General features: G+C 70.4%; 19 protein-coding genes. 15 read left to right on the forward strand and 4 right to left on the reverse strand.

Going from position 1 to position 20,022, the window contains the following annotated elements; all coding sequences use genetic code 11:
* Window positions 1–34: 34 nt before the first annotated feature.
* The 6 genes from AB0I66_RS23095 (at window position 35) to rbsD (ending at window position 7,444) form a co-directional block, all read left to right on the forward strand.
* Window positions 35–1,312, forward strand: a complete 1,278-nt coding sequence (locus AB0I66_RS23095) for a DUF1266 domain-containing protein (protein ID WP_363209802.1) — start codon at window positions 35–37, stop codon at window positions 1,310–1,312.
* Between the two features lie 165 nt (window positions 1,313–1,477).
* On the forward strand, window positions 1,478–2,494 hold the full coding sequence (locus AB0I66_RS23100) for a LacI family DNA-binding transcriptional regulator (RefSeq protein ID WP_363209803.1): 1,017 nt from the start codon (window positions 1,478–1,480) through the stop codon (window positions 2,492–2,494).
* A gap of 65 nt (window positions 2,495–2,559) precedes the next feature.
* Complete coding sequence (locus AB0I66_RS23105) at window positions 2,560–4,092, forward strand: sugar ABC transporter ATP-binding protein (protein ID WP_363210057.1); 1,533 nt, start codon at window positions 2,560–2,562, stop codon at window positions 4,090–4,092.
* Window positions 4,082–6,031, forward strand: a complete 1,950-nt coding sequence (locus AB0I66_RS23110; RefSeq protein ID WP_363209804.1) for a substrate-binding domain-containing protein — start codon at window positions 4,082–4,084, stop codon at window positions 6,029–6,031. The genes AB0I66_RS23105 and AB0I66_RS23110 overlap by 11 nt, the downstream gene beginning before the upstream one ends.
* Window positions 6,032–6,110: 79 nt before the next feature.
* Window positions 6,111–7,058, forward strand: coding sequence for a ribokinase (locus AB0I66_RS23115; protein WP_363210058.1), 948 nt, complete (start codon window positions 6,111–6,113; stop codon window positions 7,056–7,058).
* Complete coding sequence (gene rbsD / locus AB0I66_RS23120; RefSeq protein WP_363209805.1) at window positions 7,055–7,444, forward strand: D-ribose pyranase; 390 nt, start codon at window positions 7,055–7,057, stop codon at window positions 7,442–7,444. Before AB0I66_RS23115 ends, rbsD begins: the two co-directional genes overlap by 4 nt.
* On the opposite strand, the gene AB0I66_RS23125 is transcribed toward rbsD, so the two are convergent.
* Complete coding sequence (locus AB0I66_RS23125) at window positions 7,441–8,397, reverse strand: kinase (protein WP_363209806.1); 957 nt, start codon at window positions 8,395–8,397, stop codon at window positions 7,441–7,443. The two genes, rbsD and AB0I66_RS23125, sit on opposite strands and share 4 nt — an antisense overlap.
* 145 nt (window positions 8,398–8,542) lie before the next feature.
* Here AB0I66_RS23125 and AB0I66_RS23130 point away from each other — a divergent pair, with 145 nt between their 5' ends.
* From AB0I66_RS23130 to AB0I66_RS23155, 6 genes are all read left to right on the forward strand, one after another.
* Window positions 8,543–9,532, forward strand: coding sequence for a pyridoxal-phosphate dependent enzyme (locus AB0I66_RS23130; RefSeq protein ID WP_363209807.1), 990 nt, complete (start codon window positions 8,543–8,545; stop codon window positions 9,530–9,532).
* A 68-nt stretch (window positions 9,533–9,600) separates the two neighbouring features.
* Window positions 9,601–10,428: a DUF364 domain-containing protein gene (locus tag AB0I66_RS23135; protein WP_363209808.1), complete on the forward strand. Its 828-nt coding sequence runs from the start codon at window positions 9,601–9,603 to the stop codon at window positions 10,426–10,428.
* Entirely contained in the window at window positions 10,425–11,735 is a 1,311-nt protein-coding gene (locus tag AB0I66_RS23140; protein ID WP_363209809.1) for an MFS transporter, read from the forward strand. Before AB0I66_RS23135 ends, AB0I66_RS23140 begins: the two co-directional genes overlap by 4 nt.
* Before the next feature lie 188 nt (window positions 11,736–11,923).
* Window positions 11,924–13,021 carry an iron ABC transporter permease gene (locus AB0I66_RS23145; RefSeq protein ID WP_363209810.1) on the forward strand — a complete coding sequence of 366 codons (1,098 nt, stop codon included), beginning with the start codon at window positions 11,924–11,926 and terminating at the stop codon, window positions 13,019–13,021.
* A 1-nt stretch (window position 13,022) separates the two neighbouring features.
* Window positions 13,023–13,802 (forward strand): ABC transporter ATP-binding protein, encoded by a 780-nt coding sequence (locus AB0I66_RS23150; protein ID WP_363209811.1) that lies wholly within the window; start codon window positions 13,023–13,025, stop codon window positions 13,800–13,802.
* A gap of 23 nt (window positions 13,803–13,825) precedes the next feature.
* On the forward strand, window positions 13,826–14,827 hold the full coding sequence (locus AB0I66_RS23155; protein WP_363209812.1) for an ABC transporter substrate-binding protein: 1,002 nt from the start codon (window positions 13,826–13,828) through the stop codon (window positions 14,825–14,827).
* A 21-nt stretch (window positions 14,828–14,848) separates the two neighbouring features.
* Here the strand turns inward: AB0I66_RS23155 and AB0I66_RS23160 are convergent, their stop codons facing one another.
* Window positions 14,849–15,352 carry a MarR family transcriptional regulator gene (locus AB0I66_RS23160; RefSeq protein ID WP_363209813.1) on the reverse strand — a complete coding sequence of 168 codons (504 nt, stop codon included), beginning with the start codon at window positions 15,350–15,352 and terminating at the stop codon, window positions 14,849–14,851.
* A gap of 103 nt (window positions 15,353–15,455) precedes the next feature.
* On the opposite strand from AB0I66_RS23160, the gene AB0I66_RS23165 reads away from it, so the two are divergent.
* The 3 genes from AB0I66_RS23165 (at window position 15,456) to AB0I66_RS23175 (ending at window position 17,975) form a co-directional block, all read left to right on the forward strand.
* Window positions 15,456–15,866, forward strand: a complete 411-nt coding sequence (locus AB0I66_RS23165) for an organic hydroperoxide resistance protein (protein ID WP_361054176.1) — start codon at window positions 15,456–15,458, stop codon at window positions 15,864–15,866.
* 92 nt (window positions 15,867–15,958) lie between these two features.
* Window positions 15,959–16,420, forward strand: a complete 462-nt coding sequence (locus AB0I66_RS23170) for a hypothetical protein (protein WP_363209814.1) — start codon at window positions 15,959–15,961, stop codon at window positions 16,418–16,420.
* A 226-nt stretch (window positions 16,421–16,646) separates the two neighbouring features.
* Window positions 16,647–17,975 carry a M28 family metallopeptidase gene (locus AB0I66_RS23175; RefSeq protein ID WP_363209815.1) on the forward strand — a complete coding sequence of 443 codons (1,329 nt, stop codon included), beginning with the start codon at window positions 16,647–16,649 and terminating at the stop codon, window positions 17,973–17,975.
* A 76-nt stretch (window positions 17,976–18,051) separates the two neighbouring features.
* On the opposite strand, the gene msrB is transcribed toward AB0I66_RS23175, so the two are convergent.
* Together msrB and murC are read right to left on the reverse strand one after the other, a co-directional pair.
* Window positions 18,052–18,459, reverse strand: a complete 408-nt coding sequence (gene msrB / locus AB0I66_RS23180) for a peptide-methionine (R)-S-oxide reductase MsrB (RefSeq protein ID WP_363209816.1) — start codon at window positions 18,457–18,459, stop codon at window positions 18,052–18,054.
* Between the two features lie 33 nt (window positions 18,460–18,492).
* A complete protein-coding gene (gene murC, locus AB0I66_RS23185; protein WP_363209817.1) occupies window positions 18,493–19,887 on the reverse strand; it encodes a UDP-N-acetylmuramate--L-alanine ligase in 1,395 nt (464 codons plus the stop codon).
* Window positions 19,888–20,022 lie beyond the last annotated feature (135 nt).

Here is a 20,022-nt window from a genome sequence, read left to right on the forward strand (position 1 = left end):
GAGCCCGCGCGCCACCGACCACGGAGACCCCCGCATGCACGGCGCAGCCGTCCCCGCAGCCGAGGACGAGAACCACGACGACGTCTTCCCGAACGTCGACGCACCCGAGGACGGCTCACCCTGGCAGGCGCCCGCCGACCTCGAAGAGCACCTGTACGAACTGTGCGAGGCCGACGACGCGTACACCTACCTGCGGGCGATAGCCGTCACCGGCCTGTACCGCCCGGTCGCGGTGGCCGACGTCGAGCCGGGCGCGACCGAGCGCCCGGTCCTGACCGTCGACCTCCCCGACGGCCGCCGGATCGCGCAGATGTACACCGCCGGACTGCTCCCACGCCCGCACCCCGAGGTGGTGTACGAGTTCGTCACGCTCGGCACGCTCGCGGACCAACTGCCCGACGACATCGACATCTTGGTGGTCAACGCGGCCACGCCCTGCCAGCAGTTCTATCTGACGACCGATGAGGAGCGGGACGTCTGGGCGGATCTGCACGCGGACCTCTACGTCGACGGCCGGCTGCACGATCGCGTCGAGACCCGCCGCACCGGCGCCCCGGACTCCCCCACCCTGCTGCACGGCCTGGCCTGCGGCGCCCACCTCTGCTTCGCCAACGGCGACGCCTGGAACACCCTCGACTGGCACGGCGCGGGCTACAACTCCGAGGTCGAGCGCCTCGCGGAGTGGTGGGACGTGCACAGCCGCGAGGACTGGCTCGCCACGCAGGAGCGGCTGCTGCGGTGCGAAGTCAGCCCGTGGTACTGGGACTTCGTGCTCGGCGCCCGTACCTCGCTGATCGAGCGGTTCGGGCCGCGCGTCGACCCCGAGACGTGGCGCGAGTGCGTGGAGGTGACGATCCGCAACCGCATGGCCGAGTCCGGCGGCCCGGATTCCCCGCACAAGCCGGGCGACGACCCCGACCTGGACGACTTCGTCGCGGCGCTGCGCGGCCTCGTCGGCAAGGTCATCCGGTACGAGTCACGCTTCCGCGCCGACGAGCTCCTGCCGCCCGACGGCCATGTCCGCTCCGTCGCGGCCTGGGACATCGGGCGCGCCTCGAAGATGGCCCGCTGGGGGCGCGGCGCCCGGTACGCGACGCATGCGGAGCTGGTGGCGGCGGTCGAGCGCACGAGCCATGCGGCCACGTCGTCGGCGTACACCTCGTGGGAGGAATTCTCCGCCGGGTACATCCTGGGCCGCTGCCTGCACTTCGACGAGGAGCAGTTCGGCGACTGGTACACGACGGTGCTCCAGGCCCACCGCGAGCTGGTCTCCGATCCCGACAGCCCGTGGCTGGCGGTGCCTTTCGGGTGATCCGGCAGCGGCCCGGGGGCTCCCCCGGCCGCTTCTGACCACTCCGCTCACCTGAGCACCTCGCATCACAATCTGGTCTCGCTGACCCGTCAGGGTCTTGTCACCCGTCCATGTAATCGATTCCAATCCTCCGTGTAATCGATTCCACGAGGAGGTGGACCGGCGATGGCGAGCATCAAGGACGTCGCGGCCGAGGCAGGCGTATCCGTCGCCACGGTCTCGCGCGTCCTGAACAGTCACCCCTCGGTCAGCCCGGCCGCCCGCGCCCGCGTCATCGCCGCGGTGGAGAGCCTCGGCTACCGCCCGAACGCCGTCGCCCGCTCGCTGCGCACCGACCAGACCCGCACCCTCGGCCTGGTCATCAGCGACGTGCTGAACCCGTACTTCACGGCCCTGGCCCGTTCCGTCGAGGAGGCGGCCCGCGCGCTCGGCTACAGCGTGATCATCGGCAACGCCGACGAGCGGCCCGAGCTGCAGGACCACCACGTGCGCACGCTCCTGGACCGCAGGATCGACGGACTCCTGGTCTCCCCGACCGACGGCGGCTCCCTGCTGATGCTCGACACCGCGCGTTCCAGCACCCCGATGGTCTTCGTGGACCGCTGGATCCCGGGCGTGGACGTCCCCGTCGTCCGTGCCGACGGCCGCGAGGCCGTCCGTGACCTGGTCGCCCATCTGCACGCCGTCGGCCACCGCAGGCTCGCGATCATCGCCGGGCCCGCCGCCACCACCACCGGCAGCGAGCGCGTCGAGGCCTTCCGCGAGGCGCTCGGCGCGTACGGGCTCCCGCTGCCCGACGACCACATCGGGCAGGGCGACTTCCAGGCCGACAGCGGGCGCCGGGCCACCGAGCGGTTCCTGGCGCTGCCGGAGCCGCCGCAGGTCATCTTCGCCGCGGACAACCTGATGGCGCTCGGCGCGCTCGACGCGATCCGCGCCCGCGGTCTTCGCGTGCCGCACGACATCGCGCTCGCCGCCTTCGACGACATCCCGTGGTTCGTGCACACCGATCCGCCCATCACCGCCATCGCGCAGCCGACCGGAGAGCTGGGCCGGGCCGCGGTGCAGGCCCTGGTCGACCGGATCGAGGGCAGGCGCCCGCAGTCCGTGACCCTGCCCGCCCGCCTCGTCGTACGCCGCTCCTGCGGCGCGTCCCCCACCGAGCTAAGGAGCAACACGTGAGCGACACGGACGAGTTGCCGCGCCGCACTGACGGCGGACCCGCCGCATTGCTGAGGATCGAGGGGATGCGCAAGACCTTCCCCGGCGTCGTCGCGCTCGACTCGGTCGACTTCGACCTGCGCCGCGGCGAGGTGCACGTCCTGCTCGGCGAGAACGGCGCGGGCAAGAGCACGCTCATCAAGATGCTCTCCGGCGCCTACCGCCCCGACAGCGGCCGCATCCTCGTGGACGGCGAGGAAACCCGTATCCACGGGGCGCAGGACGCCGAGCGGCTCGGCATCGCCACGATCTACCAGGAGTTCAACCTCGTACCCGACCTCACCGTGGCCGAGAACATCTTCCTGGGCCGCCAGCCGCGCCGCTTCGGGATGATCGACCGGAAGGCGATGGAGTCGGCCGCCGAGGAGCTCCTCAAGCGGGTCGGCGTCCAGGTGTCGCCGCGCGCCAAGGTACGTGAACTGGGCATCGCCCGGCTCCAGATGGTCGAGATCGCCAAGGCGCTCAGCCTGGAGGCCCGCGTCCTGATCATGGACGAGCCGACGGCCGTCCTGACCAGCGAGGAGGTCGACAAACTCTTCGCGATCGTGCGGCAGTTGCGCGCGGACGGCGTGGGCGTCGTCTTCATCACCCACCACCTGGAGGAGATCGCGGCGCTCGGCGACCGCGTGACCGTCCTGCGTGACGGCCGCAGCGTCGACCAGGTGCCCGCCTCGACCCCCGAGGACGAGCTCGTGCGGCTGATGGTGGGCCGCAGCATCGAGCAGCAGTACCCGCGCGAACGGCCGGACACCGGGGGCGCGTTACTCACCGTGGAGGGCCTCACCCGTGACGGCGTCTTCCATGACGTCAGCTTCGAGGTGCGGGCCGGCGAGGTCGTCGGCCTCGCGGGGCTCGTCGGCGCGGGACGGACCGAGGTGGCGCGTGCCGTCTTCGGCGCCGATCCGTACGACGCGGGCTCCGTCGATGTACACGGTGAGCGGCTGCCCCGGCATGACGTGAACGCCGCGATGGGCGCGGGCATCGGCCTCGTGCCGGAGGACCGCAAGGGCCAGGGGCTGCTGCTCGACGCCTCCGTGCAGGAAAACCTCGGTCTGGTGACGCTGCGTTCGGCGACGCGCTCCGGGCTCGTGGATCTCAAGGGCCAGCGCGTCGCGGCGGCCCGGATCGCCGAGCAGCTCGGCGTGCGGATGGCCGGGCTCGGCCAGCATGTGCGCACGCTGTCCGGCGGCAACCAGCAGAAGGTCGTCATCGGCAAGTGGCTGCTGGCCGACATCAAGGTGCTGATCCTCGACGAGCCGACCCGAGGCATCGACGTGGGCGCGAAGGTCGAGATCTACCAGCTGATCAACGAACTGACGGCCTCAGGGCACGCGGTCCTGATGATCTCCAGCGATCTGCCCGAGGTCCTCGGCATGAGCGACCGCGTGCTCGTCATGGCGCAGGGCCGCATCGCGGGCGAACTCGCGGCGGACGACGCGACGCAGGACGCGGTGATGGCGCTCGCCGTCAGCACCACGCCGGCAGACACCTCAGCGGCGGACACCTCCGCGGCGACAGAGAACGAAGCAACCGAAGGGAAGGCCTCCCGTGGCCACTGAAACGCTGAAGAGCAACGCGGGTGGCGCCACCGGTCTGCGCCGCGTGCTGCTCGACAACGGCGCGCTGAGCGCCCTGGTGGTCCTCCTGGTGGCGATGTCGCTGCTGTCCGGGGACTTCCTCACCACCCAGAACCTGCTCAACGTGGGTGTACAGGCCGCCGTCACCGCGATCCTCGCGTTCGGTGTCACCTTCGTGATCGTCTCGGCGGGCATCGACCTGTCGGTCGGCTCGGTGGCCGCGCTGTCCGCGACGGTCCTCGCCTGGTCGGCGACGTCCGAGGGCCTGCCGGTCTGGCTCGCGGTCATCCTCGCCGTCGGCACCGGCGTGGCGTGCGGGTTCGTGAACGGCCTGCTCGTCTCGTACGGCAAGCTCCCGCCGTTCATCGCGACGCTGGCGATGCTCTCGGTGGCCCGCGGACTCTCCCTGGTCATCTCGCAGGGCAGCCCGATCCCGTTCCCGGACTCGGTCTCCAACCTGGGTGACACCATCGGCGGCTGGCTGCCGGTCCCGGTCATCGTGATGATCGCGATGGGTCTGGTCACCGCCCTCATCCTGGGCCGTACGTACATCGGCCGCTCCATGTACGCGATCGGCGGCAACGAGGAAGCGGCCCGCCTCTCCGGCCTGCGCGTGAAGCGGCAGAAGCTGGTCATCTACGGCCTGTCGGGCCTCTTCGCCGCCGTCGCGGGCATCGTCCTCGCCTCGCGCCTGGTCTCCGCGCAGCCGCAGGCCGCGCAGGGTTACGAGCTGGACGCGATCGCCGCGGTCGTCATCGGCGGCGCGAGCCTGGCGGGCGGCGTCGGCAAGGCGTCCGGCACCCTGATCGGCGCGCTGATCCTGGCGGTCCTGCGCAACGGCCTCAACCTCCTTTCCGTGTCCGCCTTCTGGCAGCAGGTCGTGATCGGCGTCGTCATCGCCCTCGCGGTGCTCCTTGACACCCTGCGCCGCAAGGCCGGGGCGACCCCGGGCGCGTCCACGGGCGCGGCGGCCGGTGGCGGGAAGAAGGGGCCGCAGATCCTGAAGGTGGGGCTCGCGGCCGTACTGGTGGCGGCCGTCATCGGCGGCATCTCCTTCTTCAACAAGGACTCCTCCTCCGGCACGACGACGAAGGTCGGCATGTCGCTCTCCACCCTCAACAACCCCTTCTTCGTCCAGATGAAGGAGGGCGCGCAGGCGGAGGCCAAGAAGGCGGGCATCGACCTGACCGTGACCGACGCGCAGAACGACGCCTCGCAGCAGACCAACCAGCTGCAGAACTTCACCGGCGAAGGCATGAAGTCGATCATCGTCAACCCCGTCGACTCGGACGCGGTGGGCCCGGCGGTGCGCGGCGCCAACAAGTCGGACATCCCGGTGATCGCCGCCGACCGCGGCGTGAACAAGGCGAAGGCCGCGACGCTCGTCGCCTCCGACAACGTCGCGGGCGGCAAGCTCGCCGCGAAGACCCTCGCGGAGAAGCTGGGCGGCAAGGGCAGGATCGTCACGCTCCAGGGTGTCGCGGGTACGTCGGCGAGCCGCGAGCGCGGCAAGGGCTTCGCCGAGGGCATCAAGGAGTACCCCGGCATCAAGGTCGTCGCCTCGCAGCCCGCGGACTTCGACCGCACCAAGGGCCTGGACGTCATGACGAACCTCATGCAGTCCAACCCCGGCATCGACGGCGTCTTCGCCGAGAACGACGAGATGGCCCTCGGCGCCGCGAAGGCGCTCGGCGCCAAGGCCGGCAAGTCGGTCTCGGTGGTCGGCTTCGACGGAACTCCCGACGGCCTCAAGGCCGTTGAAGGGGGCACGCTGTACGCGTCCGTGGCGCAGCAGCCGAAGGAGCTGGGCAGGATCGCCGTGCAGAACGCGGTCAAGGCGGTGCGCGGCAAGGACGTCGAGACGATGGTGAAGGTCCCGGTGAAGGTGGTCACGAAGAAGAACGTGGCCGACTTCTCCTGACCGCGCCTTCGCGCGCCGCGCTCCCGTGAGCCGCGCCCCCGTCGCCGTAACCCCGTACGAGCAGGAGTTGGACCCACAGATGCACGACCGCGAGCCCGACATCGTTCCCGACATCGATGACGCCACGTACGACCTCCTGGTCGTCGGGTCGGCCAACGCCGACCTGGTGATCGGCGTCGAGCGCCGCCCCGCCCCCGGCGAGACGGTCCTCGGCTCCGACCTCGCCACGCATCCCGGTGGCAAGGGGGCGAACCAGTCGGTCGCGGCGGCCCGCCTCGGCGCCCGCACCGCCCTGCTCGCACGGGTCGGCGACGACGCGCACGGCAGGCTGCTGCTCGACTCGCAGCGCGCGGCGGGCGCGGACACGGTCGGCGTCCTGGTCGGCGGGGCGCCCACGGGCGTCGCGCTGATCACCGTCGACCCGTCGGGCGACAACAGCATCGTGGTCTCGCCGGGCGCCAACGCCCGGCTGACGCCCGAGGACATCCGCGCGGCGGGCAGCCTGCTCGCCGCGTCGCGGGTGGTGTCGACGCAGCTGGAGATTCCCGTCGAGTCGGTGACGGAGCTCGTACGCACCCTGCCGGATGCGGCGCGCTTCGTCCTGAACCCCTCGCCCCCGGCCCCGCTGCCGCCCGAAATCCTCGCGGCGTGCGATCCATTGGTGGTGAACGAGCACGAGGCGCGTTACATCCTGGGCGGCACGTCCTCGGACCTTCCCGAGGACTGGGCGCGCGAGCTCCTCGCCCTCGGCCCGCGCTCCGTGGTGATCACCCTGGGCGCCGACGGGGCACTGACGGCGGAGGGCAACGGCTCCCCCGTCGCCGTCGCCAGCCCGAAGGTGGACGCGGTGGACACGACCGGCGCGGGCGACGCGTTCACGGCGGCGCTGGCCTGGCGCCTCGGCCTGGGCGATGACCTCCCGACGGCGGCGGCGTACGCGGCGCGCGTGGGGGCCGCTTCGGTCACCCGGCGCGGCGCGCAGGAGTCGTACCCGACGGCGGACGAGATCGAGGTGCTGTCCGCATGAAGAAGACCGGCATCCTCAACCGCCATCTCTCCGGCGCGCTGGCCGAGTTGGGGCACGGGGACACGGTCCTGATCTGCGACGCGGGCATGCCGATCCCGCCGGGTCCCCGGGTCGTGGACCTGGCCTTCCGGGCGGGCGTCCCGTCCTTCGCGGAGGTCTTGGACGGGCTGCTCGCCGAGCTGGTGACGGAGGGCGGCACGGCGGCAACGGAGGTCCAGGAGGCGAACCCGACGACGGCCCGACTCCTCTCCACCCGCGTCACGCCCCTCACCCTGATCCCCCACGAGGAACTCAAGCGCCGCACGGCGACGGCCCGCCTGGTGGTACGCACCGGAGAGGCCACCCCATACGCGAACGTACTGCTGCGGTGCGGGGTGTTCTTCTAACCCCGCACACCCCCCGCTCCGCCGGGAAAACTCAGCGTCCGGTACACCGTCACCCCGCCCGTCAGTTCCCCGCACGCCTGTGCTGCCGCGCTGACGCGCTGGGTGTACGCGGGGTCGGCGGTGTCGAGGAGGATGCCCAGGGTCGTGCCGCTGTGGGCGACGGCGACGCCCAGGCCGCCGACCTCCCGGCAGATCTCCCGCATCGGCTCCAACGACCATTTGTGGCGCAGGAGTTGGTTCATCTGGGCGCTGCGCGTCGCGACCCTGCCGACCTCCGCCAGGTCGCGGCGGCGTACCGCGCACGCGAGCCGGTCGAGGAGGCGCGCGTACTCGTGGCGGTCGGCCAGGGTGAACGGCTTGGGGATGCGGTTGAAGTCGACGGTGTCGACCGAGCCGCCCTCGTCGATCCCCACCACGGCCATGACCGGGAGCGATCCGAGGATGCCGCGCAGCCGCACGGTGCGGTGGTGGAAGGCCACGACCGCCGGGTAGAGCACTCCGTCCGTGGGCTCGATGTCCGCGAGCAGCCGCTCGATCCGCGCCGGCGGCATCTCGACGCCCAGCGCCTGCCCGACCGCCCGCGCGGTCGCCACCAGGTCCGCCGATGAGCTCGCCAGGCCCTTGCCCTCGGGGATGACGCTGTTGACGCGCAGGATCCCTCCGCTCGGCACGCCTGTTTGCCGCTCCGCCAACTCGCTGATCGTACGCGCCAGTTGGAGCGCCTTGGTCTTGCCGCCCGGCCGGACCACCACATCCCCGTAGCCGGGCTCCGGACGGAACGTGGCCATCGTCCATCGCGCGACGGGCAGCGTCACCAGGAAGTCCCCGTCCTCCTCCGGCAGCACGCCCTGAAGCAGCTCGCCGAAGGTCCCGAAGGCGGTGCCCACTCCGATTCCGGCTGATCCCGCACCTGCCGGGCGGGGCCGCGGTCCGGCCTCCTGGAACAGCTTCACAGGTCTCCTCACAACGTCACGACGCCTCCAGTGCCCACAGGCTGCCACAACCCTATGCGTCTTGACAATCATTTTCATCTAGTGTGATGCTCTCGGCTCGGCGACCGGCACACGACCACCGGCACAAAGAACACAGGGGGCAGACGTGCACGACCACATAGCCGAAGCAGTGAAGAAACCCGATCTCATAGCCCTCGAACCGGACTTGGTCTGTCTCCGGTTCGAGACAATGAAGATCTATTCGGCTCTGGGAGCGGTCCGTCACCTCCTCGATTCCGGCGCCGTGAAACCCGGCGACACCCTCATCGACAGTTCCAGCGGCATCTACGCGCAGGCCCTCGCACTCGCCTGCCACCGCTACGGAATGAAATGCCACATCGTGGGTTCCACGACCGTGGACCACACTCTGCGCGTCCAGCTGGACATACTCGGCGCCACGCTGGAACAGGTGCGGCCCTCGAAGAACCTCCGGCTCGACCAGGAGCTGAGAGTGCGGCGCATAGCCGAGATACTTGAGGCGAATCCCTCGTACCACTGGATGCGGCAATACCACGACAGCATTCATTACCTCGGCTACCGCGAGGTGGCCCAGACGATCGACGACGAGGTACCGACGGGGCCGCTCGCCCTGGTGGGCGGGGTCGGCTCGGGGGCCTCCACCGGCGCCATCGCCGGTTATCTGCGGGACGCGGGACGCGATGTGTCACTCGTCGGCGTACAGCCTTTCGGCAGCGTCACCTTCGGCTCGGAGCACGTGGCGGACCCCGACATGATCATTGCCGGGATCGGCAGCGCCATCCCATTCGAGAACGTCCGGCACGAGGCGTACGACCGCGTGCACTGGGTGAATTTCGACTGCGCGGTGTCCGGCGCGGTCTCGCTCCTGCGGACCACCGGAATCTTCGCCGGCCTGTCCACCGGCGCCGCCTATCTGACCACCCGATGGGAACAGCGCCGCGACGATTCCCGTACGTACGTCTTCATCGCCGCCGACACGGGCCACCGCTATGTCGAGAGCGCCTACGCCAAACACGCTCAGGCGCCGGACTTCGACACCTTGAAGCCGCACGAAATCACCTCGCTCGACGAATTGCAGCACCCCTGGTCGACCACTTCCTGGCCCGACCTTCCCTGAACCGCGGCACCACCACCCACCGGCACCACCACTTACCGCGTCCCTTCACCACACGGAGAGAGCTCCCCATGTCACACCCCGATCCGCGCACGCCGCACAACGTCGCGGAGCTCATCGACGCCGTCCTGGCGGGCGAGTACGGACCCCACCCCAAGGACCTCTCCGTCACCAGCGCCTTCTGGCTCTACAACACCACCCGCCTCGCGGGCAGCCAAGTGACGTACCACAACCACTACTTGCTGCTGCGGGTGGGCACGGCGTTCGGCGCCTGCTCCTTCGAGGCCGGTGAACTCGCCCCGGACTTCTGCGAGAACGCGTCGGGCCACAGCCTCGACAAACTGCTGCGCGCCGAGTCCACGCCCGTCCGCATCGCCGCGCTCGACGCCTACCTCGCACAGGTCGACCCGCACCGGGACGCCGCCGATGCCGAGCGAGTCATGCTGCCCACCGGCACCCCGGAGATCCGGGCGAAGGCCCGCGACGCGGCCATCGCCGGGCTCCTCGACATCGAACCGGGCGCGAAGGTGGCGCTCATCGGCGTGGTCAATCCGCTGGTCGCGGCGATACGCGAGCGGGGCGGCGTCTGCCTGCCCTGCGATCTCAATCTCCGTACGACCCAGTGGGGCGACCGCATCACCGACGACATGACGGAGGTGCTCAAGGAGGCCGACGCCGTGGTCGCCACCGGCATGACGCTGAGCAACGGCACCTTCGACCTGATCCTCGCGCACTGCCGCGAGCACGGTGTGCCGCTGGTGGTGTACGCGCAGAGCGGCAGCGCCGTGGCCCGCGCGTTCCTGCCCGCCGGGGTCACCGGGCTGTCCGCCGAGCCCTTCGCGTTCTCGCAGTTCAGCGCCGACGAGACGCCGCTCTACCGCTACAAGGAGGCGGCGTGAGCGTCGACTCCAGGTCCACGGGTCCTGACGGGGCTTCCGACGTGACGACACCCCCCTCCCCCTCCCCCGCCGCCGCCACCACCGCCGAGGAAGCCCTGCCCGGCGACCTGCGGATGGCCCGCACGCTGTGGCCCGTCCTGGTCGCGTCCGCGGTCGGCCTGCTGCCGTTCACCGTCTTCAGCACGTATCTGGTGCCGATGGCAGAGGACGCCGACAGCAGCGTCGCCACACTGGGCGGGCTGCGCGGACTCGGCGGTCTGGCGGCCCTGTTGGTGGGCACCGCGCTCGCCCCGCTGATCGACCGGGTGCGCAAGGAGTGGGCGGCGGCGGGCGGCCTGGCCGCGCTCGGCGTGTCCGCCGCCCTCGGCGCGAGCGGGGACTTCATCCTGCTCGCCGTGTTCTGCCTGCTGGTCGGCGCCAGTACGTCGGTGCTGAATCCCGCGCTCACGGCGGCCGCCGCCGACCGCTTCGGTTCCGGCAAGGCGGCCGGACGCGCGGCGACGCTCGTGACGGCGACCCAGTCGATGACCGCGATGCTGGCGGCGCCGGTCATCGCGCTGCCCGCTCTGTTCTGGGGCTGGCAGGGCGATCTGTTCGCGGTGACAGGAGTGTCGCTGCTGCTCGCCGCGATCTTCTTCGTACGCGGCAAGAACACGCCGGTCGAGGAGAGGGACGAGACTCAACGCCTGGGCTACGTCGCGTCGTTCAAGGCGCTCGGGGCCATCCCCGGGGTCGTGCCGCTGCTGCTCATCGCCCTGCTGCGCACCGCCGTCTTCATGGGCTACCTGTCCTACCTGGCGGCCTACTACGACGACCGGTTCCAGCTCGACCCCGGGCTCTTCGCGTTCGTGTGGACGCTCAGCGGCGCGTCGTTCTTCGTCAGCAACCTCCTCACCGGGCGGATCACCAACTCCGAGGAGCCGCGGATCGGCACCGAGCGGATGCTCGCCATCGGCCTGGTCGCCGCGCTCGTCTCGGTCGTGGGCTTCTACTTCACGCACTGGCTGCCGCTCGCGCTCGCCATGACGTCCCTGCACGCCGCGAGCCACGCCGTCGTCGCCGCCTGCGTGGTCAGCCTCCTCGTCCGCCGCTGCGGCACGCAACGCGGCGCGGCCCTGAGCGTGAACGCCGCGGGAATGAGCCTCGGCGTCTTCGTGGGCGCGGGCCTCGGCGGGCTCGGCCTCGGTCTCGCCGGTTACCCCGGGGTCGCCGTGACCTTCGGCGCACTGGTGGTCGTGGCGCTGGTGGCCGCGGGGCTCGTACTGAAGGCCGGACCCGGAGCGGTGACAGAGGAGCCCACCCCCTAGCTCAAGGCCGGACCCTCTCCGTAGCTCCAGGCCGGTCCCTCTCCGTAGCTCTAGGCCGGCCCCTCCCCGTCCACCCCTGCTCCGGCGCCCGACGCACCCACCAGAAAGGCCCGACCCCCATGCCCCCGCCAGCGCTCTCACCTACGGCAGGCGATGCCTCGGCAGGCCCTGCCACGGCAACCACTGCCATGGCGTCCGACGCGCCTCCGCAGGCCCCCCCGGCGAAAGGTGCGCGGAAGCGGCTCGCCTCCCCCGCGGGCCTGGCGGTGACCTGCGCCGTGCTCCTGCTCGTCCTTCTCGTCTCCGTCGTCGTGGGGATCGGCCTCGGCTCCGCCGTCGTCTCGCCGGGCGACACCGCCCGACTGCTGTGGGCGGCGCTGAGCGGCGGAAGCATCGACGCGGACGAGGTGACGACGTATCAGATCATCTGGCAGATCCGCACACCTCGCGTGCTCCTGGCGGCACTTGTGGGCGCCGGCCTCAGCGCGGTCGGCGTCGCCATCCAGGCCCTTGTGCGCAACGCGCTCGCCGATCCGTTCGTCCTGGGCGTCTCCTCGGGCGCGTCGGTCGGCGCGGTCGCCGTCACGGTCACCGGCGGGCTCGCGGCCCTCGGCATCTACGCGGTGTCGGCGGGAGCGTTCATCGGGGCGCTCGTCGCCTCCCTCCTGGTGTACGTCGCCTCGGCGAGCCGCGGTGGCGGGCTCTCGCCGCTGCGGCTCGTCCTGACCGGCGTGGCCATGGCGCTCGGCTTCCAGGCCGTGATGAGCGTGATCATCTACTTCGCGCCGGACAGCGAGGCGACCAGCATGGTCCTCTACTGGACGATGGGCAGCTTCGGCGCCGCGAGCTGGGGGACCCTGCCCGTCGTGGCCACCTGTGTCCTGCTCGGTCTCGCCGTGCTCCACCGGTTCAGCAGGGCCCTGGACGTCCTGGCGCTCGGCGACGAGACCGCGACGAGCCTGGGCGTCAGCCCCGACCGGCACCGCAAGGGCCTGCTCCTGCTCGCCTCGCTGATCACCGGGGTGATGGTCGCCGTCAGCGGCGCGATCAGTTTCGTCGGCCTGGTGATGCCCCATCTCGTCCGCATGGTGGTCGGCGCCACGCACGCCCGGGTGCTCGCCGTCGCACCGCTGGTCGGGGCGGTGTTCATGGTCTGGGTCGACCTGGTGTCACGCACACTCGTGGCGCCGCGCGAGCTGCCGCTCGGGGTCATCACGGCGCTGGTCGGGGTGCCGGTGTTCGTCGCGCTGATGCGGCGCAAGGGCTATATGTTCGGGGGCCGTTGAGATGGAACTCGTACTCGACGGACTGTCCGTGACGATCGACGGCAAGCTTCTCGTCCGGGAGCTGTCCCTGGAGGTGGGCAGCGGTCAGATCGTGGGCCTGGTCGGCCCGAACGGCAGCGGCAAGTCCACCGCCCTCAAGTGCGTCTACCGTGCGCTGCGTCCGAGCTCCGGCGTGGTCCGGGTGGGCGACGACGACCTCTCCCGCCTCTCGCCGCGCCGGAGCGCGCGGGTCGTCGCCGCCATGGCCCAGGACGGCGCGGTGGACCTGGACTTCACGGTGGAGGAGGTCGTGGCCCTGGGCCGCGCGCCGCATCTGCGCGGCAACCAGGCACTCGGCGAGCGCGAACGCGAGCTGTGTGCGCGGACCATGGCCCGACTCGACCTCACCCGCCTCGCCGACCGCGGCGTACTGACCCTGTCGGGCGGCGAACGCCAACGCGTCCTGCTGGCGCGGGCGTTGGTGCAGGAGCCGCGCATCCTGGTCCTCGACGAGCCGACCAACCACCTGGACGTGCGCCACCAGATCGAGCTCCTCTCGCTCCTGAAGGGATCGGGCCTGACCGTCCTCGTGGTCCTGCACGACCTCAATCTCGCGGCGGCCGCGTGCGACCGCATCGGCGTGCTGTCGCAGGGCGCGCTGGTGGCCGCCGGAACGCCGGAAGAGGTGCTCACCACGGGCCTCGTCGACGAGGTGTTCGGCGTCAAGGCCAGCGTGATCAGCCACCCCCTGACCGGCGACCCACAGCTTCTCTACGCACTGAGCCCGTCCACTCCCCTCTGACACCCGAAAGGCACCACCAAGCCATGCTCAGAACACGCACCACCATCGGATCGGCGCTCGCGGCGGCCTTGCTGCTCGGCGGCTGCGGCGCCGAGGTCGATTCGGACTCCGGCTCCAAGGCGGCGGGCGAGTCCGAGAAGGTCACCGTCAAGCGTTGCGGTGAGCCGGTCACGTACAAGACTCCGCAGCGTGCGGTGGTCTATGAGGGCGGCAGCGCCGACAAGATGTTCAGCCTCGGCCTGACGAAGCACGTCCACGGCTATGTCATGCCTCCGGCCAACCCGCCGGTGAGCGAGTCCCCTTGGGCGTCAGAGTACGCCAAGGTGAAGATGCTCAGCGACGACCTGCTCAACAAGGAGCTCGTCGTGGAGGCCAAGTCGGACTTCGTGGTCGCGGGCTGGAACTCGGGCTTCAGCGACCAGCGCGGCATCACCCCGAAGATCCTGGACAAGCTCGGCATCCAGAGCTTCATGCACACGGAGAGCTGCTTCAACTACCCCAAGTACCCGGAGAAAGTGACCCCGTTCAAGGCCCTGTACTCGGACCTGGACCGCCTCGGCAAGATCTTCAAGGTCGAGAAGAAGGCGGACGAGGTCGTGGGCGGCCTCAAGAAGCGCGTGGCAGCCGTCGAGTCCAAGGCCCCCAAGGGTGAACGCGTCCCGGTCTTCCTCTACGACTCCGGCACGGACCAGCCCTTCACCGCGGGCAGCCAGGTCCCGCCCAACGACATCATCAAGTCGGCCGGCGCCGAGAACATCTTCGACGGGCTCGACGAGCGCTGGACCCAGGTGAACTGGGAGGCCGTCGCCAAGGCCGAGCCCGAGGTCATCATCATCTTCGACTACGGCGACATGCCCGCCAAGAAGAAGATCGACTTCCTGAAGAAGTCCCCGCACACCAAGGAACTGCCCGCCGTGAAGAAGAACAACTTCTTCGTCCTCGACTACAACGAGGGCATCAGCGGGCCGCGCAACATCGACGGCCTGGAGAAGTTCGGGAAGTACGTGCGGGAACTGAGGCGATGAAGCGATGACCCCTCGGGGGTCTCAGTGTGCGGCCCGGTCGAGCGCGCCGGTCAGGCGGCCGAGGAGTCCTTGCAGGGCACGGGCCTCGTCGACCGTCAGGCCGCTCGCCTCCATGATCCGGCGTGGGACGCACACGGCCTGCTCCCGCAGCTCCGCTCCCGCGTCGGTCAGCTGGACGGTCACGGAGCGCTCGTCGGCGGCGCTGCGCTCGCGCCGCACGAGCCCCGCGGTCTCCAGCCGCTTGAGGAGCGGCGAGAGCGTGCCGGAGTCGAGGCGCAGCCGCTCGCCGATGGCCTTGACGGGCTGGGGGCCGTGTTCCCAGATCACCAGCATGACCAGGTACTGGGGATACGTGAGGCCCAGGTCCTTGAGGGCGTCGCGGTAGACGCCGCCGAAGGCGCGCGAGGCGGCGTGCAGCGAGAAGCAGACCTGGTGATCGAGGCGGAGGAGCTCGGCGCCGTCGGGTACATCGGGCAGCTCGCGTCCGGGCGGGGTCGGTGCGGCAGCGGTAGGCGATGAGGTCATGGCTCCAGAATACCTCCGCGCACACGATTCAGTTGTGCACAACTAAATCGTGTGCAACCATAGCGGCAGAGTGAACAAGCCGACCCGATGGAAGAGGCATCCCATGAACGCGCTGTACACCGCCGTCGCCACCGCGAATGGCCGCGAGGGCCGCGCCGTCAGCTCCGACGGCCAGATCGACCTCGCGCTCGCCATGCCCCCGGCCCTCGGCGGCAACGGACAGGGCACCAACCCCGAGCAGCTCTTCGCCGCCGGGTACGCGGCCTGTTTCGCCAGCGCCATGGGTGCGGTCGCCCGGGAGATGAAGGTCGACACGAAGGACGTCTCGGTGACCGCCGAGGTCTCCATCGGCAAGGACGACGCGGGCTTCGGGCTCGCGGTCGTGATGCGCGTCGAGCTGCCGGACTCCCTGGCGGGCGAGACCGGGCAGCAGCTGGTCGAGGCCACCCACGCGTACTGCCCGTACTCCAAGGCCACCCGCGGCAACATCGAGGTCGAGCTCGTCATCGAGTAGGCGTTCCAGGGCGGTGCCCGGCGGAAGGTACCGTAGGAGGACCGATCTCATGGGCCTCCTGGTGGGCTGCGTGAACCCCAGGAGGCCCCAGCATGACGACGAACCGCGGACGCAAGGACGTGATCCGGAACCGGATGACGTCGACCGGCGAGTCGTACAACGTCGCCGCCCGCAACCTCAAGGCCATGAAGGACATGGGCGCCACCCGCGAGGCCGTCGTCACGCAGCGCTGGCAGCCCGCCGAGACCCTGGACGTGCCGTGCCCCTGCGGCGGCACCTGCGAGCCGGGCGAGAAGTGCGACCGCTGCCACGCCCGCCACCGCCACGTGGCCCGCTACCCCGGCAGCCGCACCGAGGTCGAGACCTGGGCGGACCGCTACGACTGCATGGGCTGCTCCGCCTCGTACACCATCCTCGTCACCCTGCCGGGCCGCCCCTGGGGCATCGCCGAGACGGTGGTCCAGGGCGCGGACGCCGAGCCGGTGATCAAGGCCCGCGTGTTCCCGGGAGTGAAGCATCCGCTGCTGCGTCCGGAGACACCGGAAGAGGACTGAGTCGGCAAGCCTGCCGCGGCAGGCCCGCACGGTGTCCGATATCCGAAACTGGCTGACCGGCATCTGACCGGTTTCCTCTCTTGACGGTGGGTCGTACCAGCTTCAATATCAGGCAACGCACACGCCCCACCCCTCTGCTCAGTACAGCTCCAGCGCCCTGCGGCATCCGCGTCGCAGGGCGTCAGTACGTTCCGTCCCCCTCGCTGTTCGGAATTCGGAGCCCCACATGAAGATCTCCAGACCCGCCATACCCCGCACCCTGAGACGGGTCACCGCGGGCATCGCCACGCTCGCCGCCGCCGGACTGATCGCGGCCACCGCGCCCGCGGCCATGGCAGCCCCGTCCCCGACGCTCGCGGCCCCCGACATCCCGCTCGCCAACGTCAAGGCGCACCTCTCCCAGTTCCAGTCCATCGCCACGGCCAACGGCGGCAACCGCGCCCACGGGCGCCCCGGCTACAAGGCCTCCATCGACTACGCGAAGGCCAAGCTGGACGCGGCCGGATTCACCACCACCGTGCAGCAGTTCACGTCCTCGGGCGCCACCGGCTACAACCTCATCGCGGACTGGCCGGGCGGCGACCCGAACAAGGTCCTGATGGCGGGCGCGCACCTCGACAGCGTCTCCTCGGGCCCCGGCATCAACGACAACGGCTCGGGCTCGGCGGGCGTCCTGGAGACCGCACTGGCGGTCTCACGCGCCCAGTTGCAGCCGACGAAGCACCTGCGGTTCGCCTGGTGGGGCGCGGAGGAGCTGGGCCTGGTCGGCTCGAAGCACTACGTCAACAACCTCCCGACGAGCGAGCGTTCGAAGGTCGCCGGCTACCTGAACTTCGACATGATCGGCTCCCCGAATCCGGGCTACTTCGTCTACGACGACGACCCCACGATCGAGAAGACCTTCAAGGACTTCTACGCGGGCCTGAACGTCCCCACGGAGATCGAGACCGAGGGCGACGGCCGTTCCGACCACGCCAGCTTCAAGAACGTGGGCATCCCGGTCGGCGGCCTCTTCACCGGCGCGAGCCGCACGAAGTCCAGCGCCCAGGCCCAGAAGTGGGGCGGCACGGCGGGCCAGGCCTTCGACCGCTGCTACCACTCGTCGTGCGACACCACGTCGAACATCAACGACACCGCCCTCGACCGCAACAGCGACGCCATCGCCCACGCGATCTGGACGCTCGGCACCGGGACCACCACCCCGCCCGGCGACTCGTACGAGAACACCGCTGACGTCGCCATCCCCGACAACGGCGCGGCCGTGACCTCGACGGTGAACGTGACCGGCCGCACGGGCAACGCCCCCGCCACCCTCAAGGTGGACGTCGACATCCGGCACACCTGGCGCGGCGACGTGGTCGTCGACCTGCTGGCCCCCGACGGCACGGCGTACCGCCTGAAGAACTCCAGCGGCAACGACTCGGCGGACAACGTCATAGCGACGTACACGGTCAACGCGTCGAGCGAACCGGCCAACGGCGCCTGGAAGCTGCGCGCACAGGACGTTGCAGCACAGGACACGGGCTACATCAACAGCTGGAAGCTGACGTTCTGAGGCGTTCCCGACCGGACACGCGTCGGGGCCCGGCAGCGTTCTTCCGCTGCCGGGCCCCGATGACGTGCACCGCCGCTCAGCCCTCGGCAGGCGCCAGCGTCAAGGAGATCGAGTTGATGCAGTACCGCTGGTCCGTCGGGGTCGCGTAGCCCTCGCCCTCGAATACGTGGCCGAGGTGCGAGCCGCAGCGGGCGCAGCGGACCTCCGTGCGGACCATGCCGTGCGAGGAGTCCTGGAGGAGTTCGACCGCGTCCGTGTCCTTGGGGTCGAAGAAGCTCGGCCAGCCGCAGTGCGACTCGAACTTCTCCTCCGAGGTGAACAGCTCCGCGCCGCAGGCGCGACAGGAGTAGACGCCCTTGGTCTTGGTGTCGGTGTACTCACCCACGAACGCGGGCTCGGTGCCCGCCTGGCGCAGCACCGCGTACTCCGAGGGGCTGAGCTCCGCGCGCCACTGCTCGTCCGGCTTCTCGACGTCGTACGACATGAGACTGAACCCCTTACTTCGAACCGCTTCGAACTACTTCGAAAGCTCTGCCAAGATCTGCGGGCCGAGGTCCGTGACGTCGCCCGCTCCCATGGTGAGAACGAGATCACCGGGCTTCGTCATTCCCGCGACGACCGCGGCGGCGTCGGCCTTGTCGTGCACGGGCCGTACGTCGGCGCCGGCCTCGACCGCCGCGTCGATGATCAGGGCGCTGGTGATGCCCGGGATCGGGTCCTCGCGCGCGGGGTAGATGTCGAGGACCACGGAGGCGTCCGCGAGGCCCAGGGCCTGGCCCATCTCCTTGCCGAGCTCCTGCGTGCGGGAGAAGAGGTGGGGCTGGAAGAGGACGAGGATGCGCGAGTCGCCCGCGGAGGAGCGCATCGCCTCCAGGTCCGCGGTCATCTCCGTGGGGTGGTGCGCGTACGAGTCGATGACCTGGACGCCCTTCGCCTCGCCCTTGAGCTGAAGGCGGCGCTTGACGCCGGTGTACGAGCCGATGGCCGACGCGAGATTGTGCGCCGGGATGCCCAGCGCGATGCCCGCGGCCAGGGCGGCCACCGCGTTGTGGGCGTAGTGCCGGCCGGGGACCGAGACCGTGAAGGTCAGGAACTTGCCGTTCAGGACGACCGTGACCTCGCTGGTCAGGCCTCGCGGGGTGATCTTGTGGATGCGGAGGTCGGAGCCCTCCGACTCGCCGTACGTGACGACCTTCAGGTCGCCCGCGTCGCGGACGCGCTTCGTCAGCTCCGCCGCGCCCGACTGGTCCGCCGCGATCACCAGCGTGCCGCCGGGGACGATCTTGCCCGCGAAGGTCTCGAAGGACTCGTAGATCTCGTCCATCGACGCGTAGTTGGCGTGGTGGTCGAGCTCCACGTTCAGGACGATGGCGACCTCGGGCGCGTACTTGTGAAAGCTGCGGTCGCTCTCGTCCGCCTCGGCCACGAAGATGTCGCCGTCGCCGTGCAGCGCGTTCGAGCCGGGCGCGTCCAGGTCGCCGCCGATCGCGTACGACGGGTCGAGGCCCAGGGTGGAGAGGGTGACGGCGAGCATCGACGTCGTCGTGGTCTTGCCGTGCGTGCCGGCCACCGCGATCGGGCGCAGGCCCTCCATGAGGGAGGCGAGCGCGTCCGAGCGGTGGACGACCGGAATGCCGAGCTCCGTGGCGCGGGCCAGCTCGGGGTTGTCGGCACGGATCGCGGAGGAGACGACGACGCAGGTGGCGTCGGACGCGAGGTGCGCGGCGTCGTGGCCGATGTGGACCGTGGCGCCCAGGGTCCGCAGGGCCTCGGCCGTGGCCGACTCCCGCGCGTCGCTGCCTGCGACCTTGGCCCCGCGCTGGGCCAGGATCTTGGCGATGCCCGACATTCCGGCGCCGCCGATGCCGATGAAGTGCGGTCGGTCCATGGCGGTGGGCAGGCCGGGTGCCATACGTGTGTCTCCCCAAGATCCAAGAGTTACGGCAGATGAGCGGCTGAGCAGGGTACGCACAGCCGAGCAGGGCCCAGACTATTGCCTCGGGCGGACACCGGGCACACCTGAGCCCCGGCTGCCCCCTGCCGGACG

The organism is Streptomyces sp. NPDC050439 (assembly GCF_040655335.1).
Lineage (GTDB): Bacteria > Actinomycetota > Actinomycetes > Streptomycetales > Streptomycetaceae > Streptomyces.

What these genes read in the sequence shown, in the direction of transcription:
- AB0I66_RS23105 (WP_363210057.1), top strand. Translation starts at nt 2,560, where the DNA reads ATGCGCAAGACCTTCCCCGGCGTCGTCGCGCTCGACTCGGTCGACTTC.
- murC (WP_363209817.1), bottom strand. Translation starts at nt 19,887, where the DNA reads ATGGCACCCGGCCTGCCCACCGCCATGGACCGACCGCACTTCATCGGC.
- AB0I66_RS23150 (WP_363209811.1), top strand. Translation starts at nt 13,023, where the DNA reads ATGGAACTCGTACTCGACGGACTGTCCGTGACGATCGACGGCAAGCTT.
- AB0I66_RS23115 (WP_363210058.1), top strand. Translation starts at nt 6,111, where the DNA reads ATGCACGACCGCGAGCCCGACATCGTTCCCGACATCGATGACGCCACG.
- AB0I66_RS23160 (WP_363209813.1), bottom strand. Translation starts at nt 15,352, where the DNA reads ATGACCTCATCGCCTACCGCTGCCGCACCGACCCCGCCCGGACGCGAG.
- AB0I66_RS23165 (WP_361054176.1), top strand. Translation starts at nt 15,456, where the DNA reads ATGAACGCGCTGTACACCGCCGTCGCCACCGCGAATGGCCGCGAGGGC.
- AB0I66_RS23155 (WP_363209812.1), top strand. Translation starts at nt 13,826, where the DNA reads ATGCTCAGAACACGCACCACCATCGGATCGGCGCTCGCGGCGGCCTTG.
- AB0I66_RS23170 (WP_363209814.1), top strand. Translation starts at nt 15,959, where the DNA reads ATGACGACGAACCGCGGACGCAAGGACGTGATCCGGAACCGGATGACG.
- rbsD (WP_363209805.1), top strand. Translation starts at nt 7,055, where the DNA reads ATGAAGAAGACCGGCATCCTCAACCGCCATCTCTCCGGCGCGCTGGCC.
- AB0I66_RS23095 (WP_363209802.1), top strand. Translation starts at nt 35, where the DNA reads ATGCACGGCGCAGCCGTCCCCGCAGCCGAGGACGAGAACCACGACGAC.
- AB0I66_RS23135 (WP_363209808.1), top strand. Translation starts at nt 9,601, where the DNA reads ATGTCACACCCCGATCCGCGCACGCCGCACAACGTCGCGGAGCTCATC.
- AB0I66_RS23145 (WP_363209810.1), top strand. Translation starts at nt 11,924, where the DNA reads ATGGCGTCCGACGCGCCTCCGCAGGCCCCCCCGGCGAAAGGTGCGCGG.
- msrB (WP_363209816.1), bottom strand. Translation starts at nt 18,459, where the DNA reads ATGTCGTACGACGTCGAGAAGCCGGACGAGCAGTGGCGCGCGGAGCTC.
- AB0I66_RS23100 (WP_363209803.1), top strand. Translation starts at nt 1,478, where the DNA reads ATGGCGAGCATCAAGGACGTCGCGGCCGAGGCAGGCGTATCCGTCGCC.
- AB0I66_RS23175 (WP_363209815.1), top strand. Translation starts at nt 16,647, where the DNA reads ATGAAGATCTCCAGACCCGCCATACCCCGCACCCTGAGACGGGTCACC.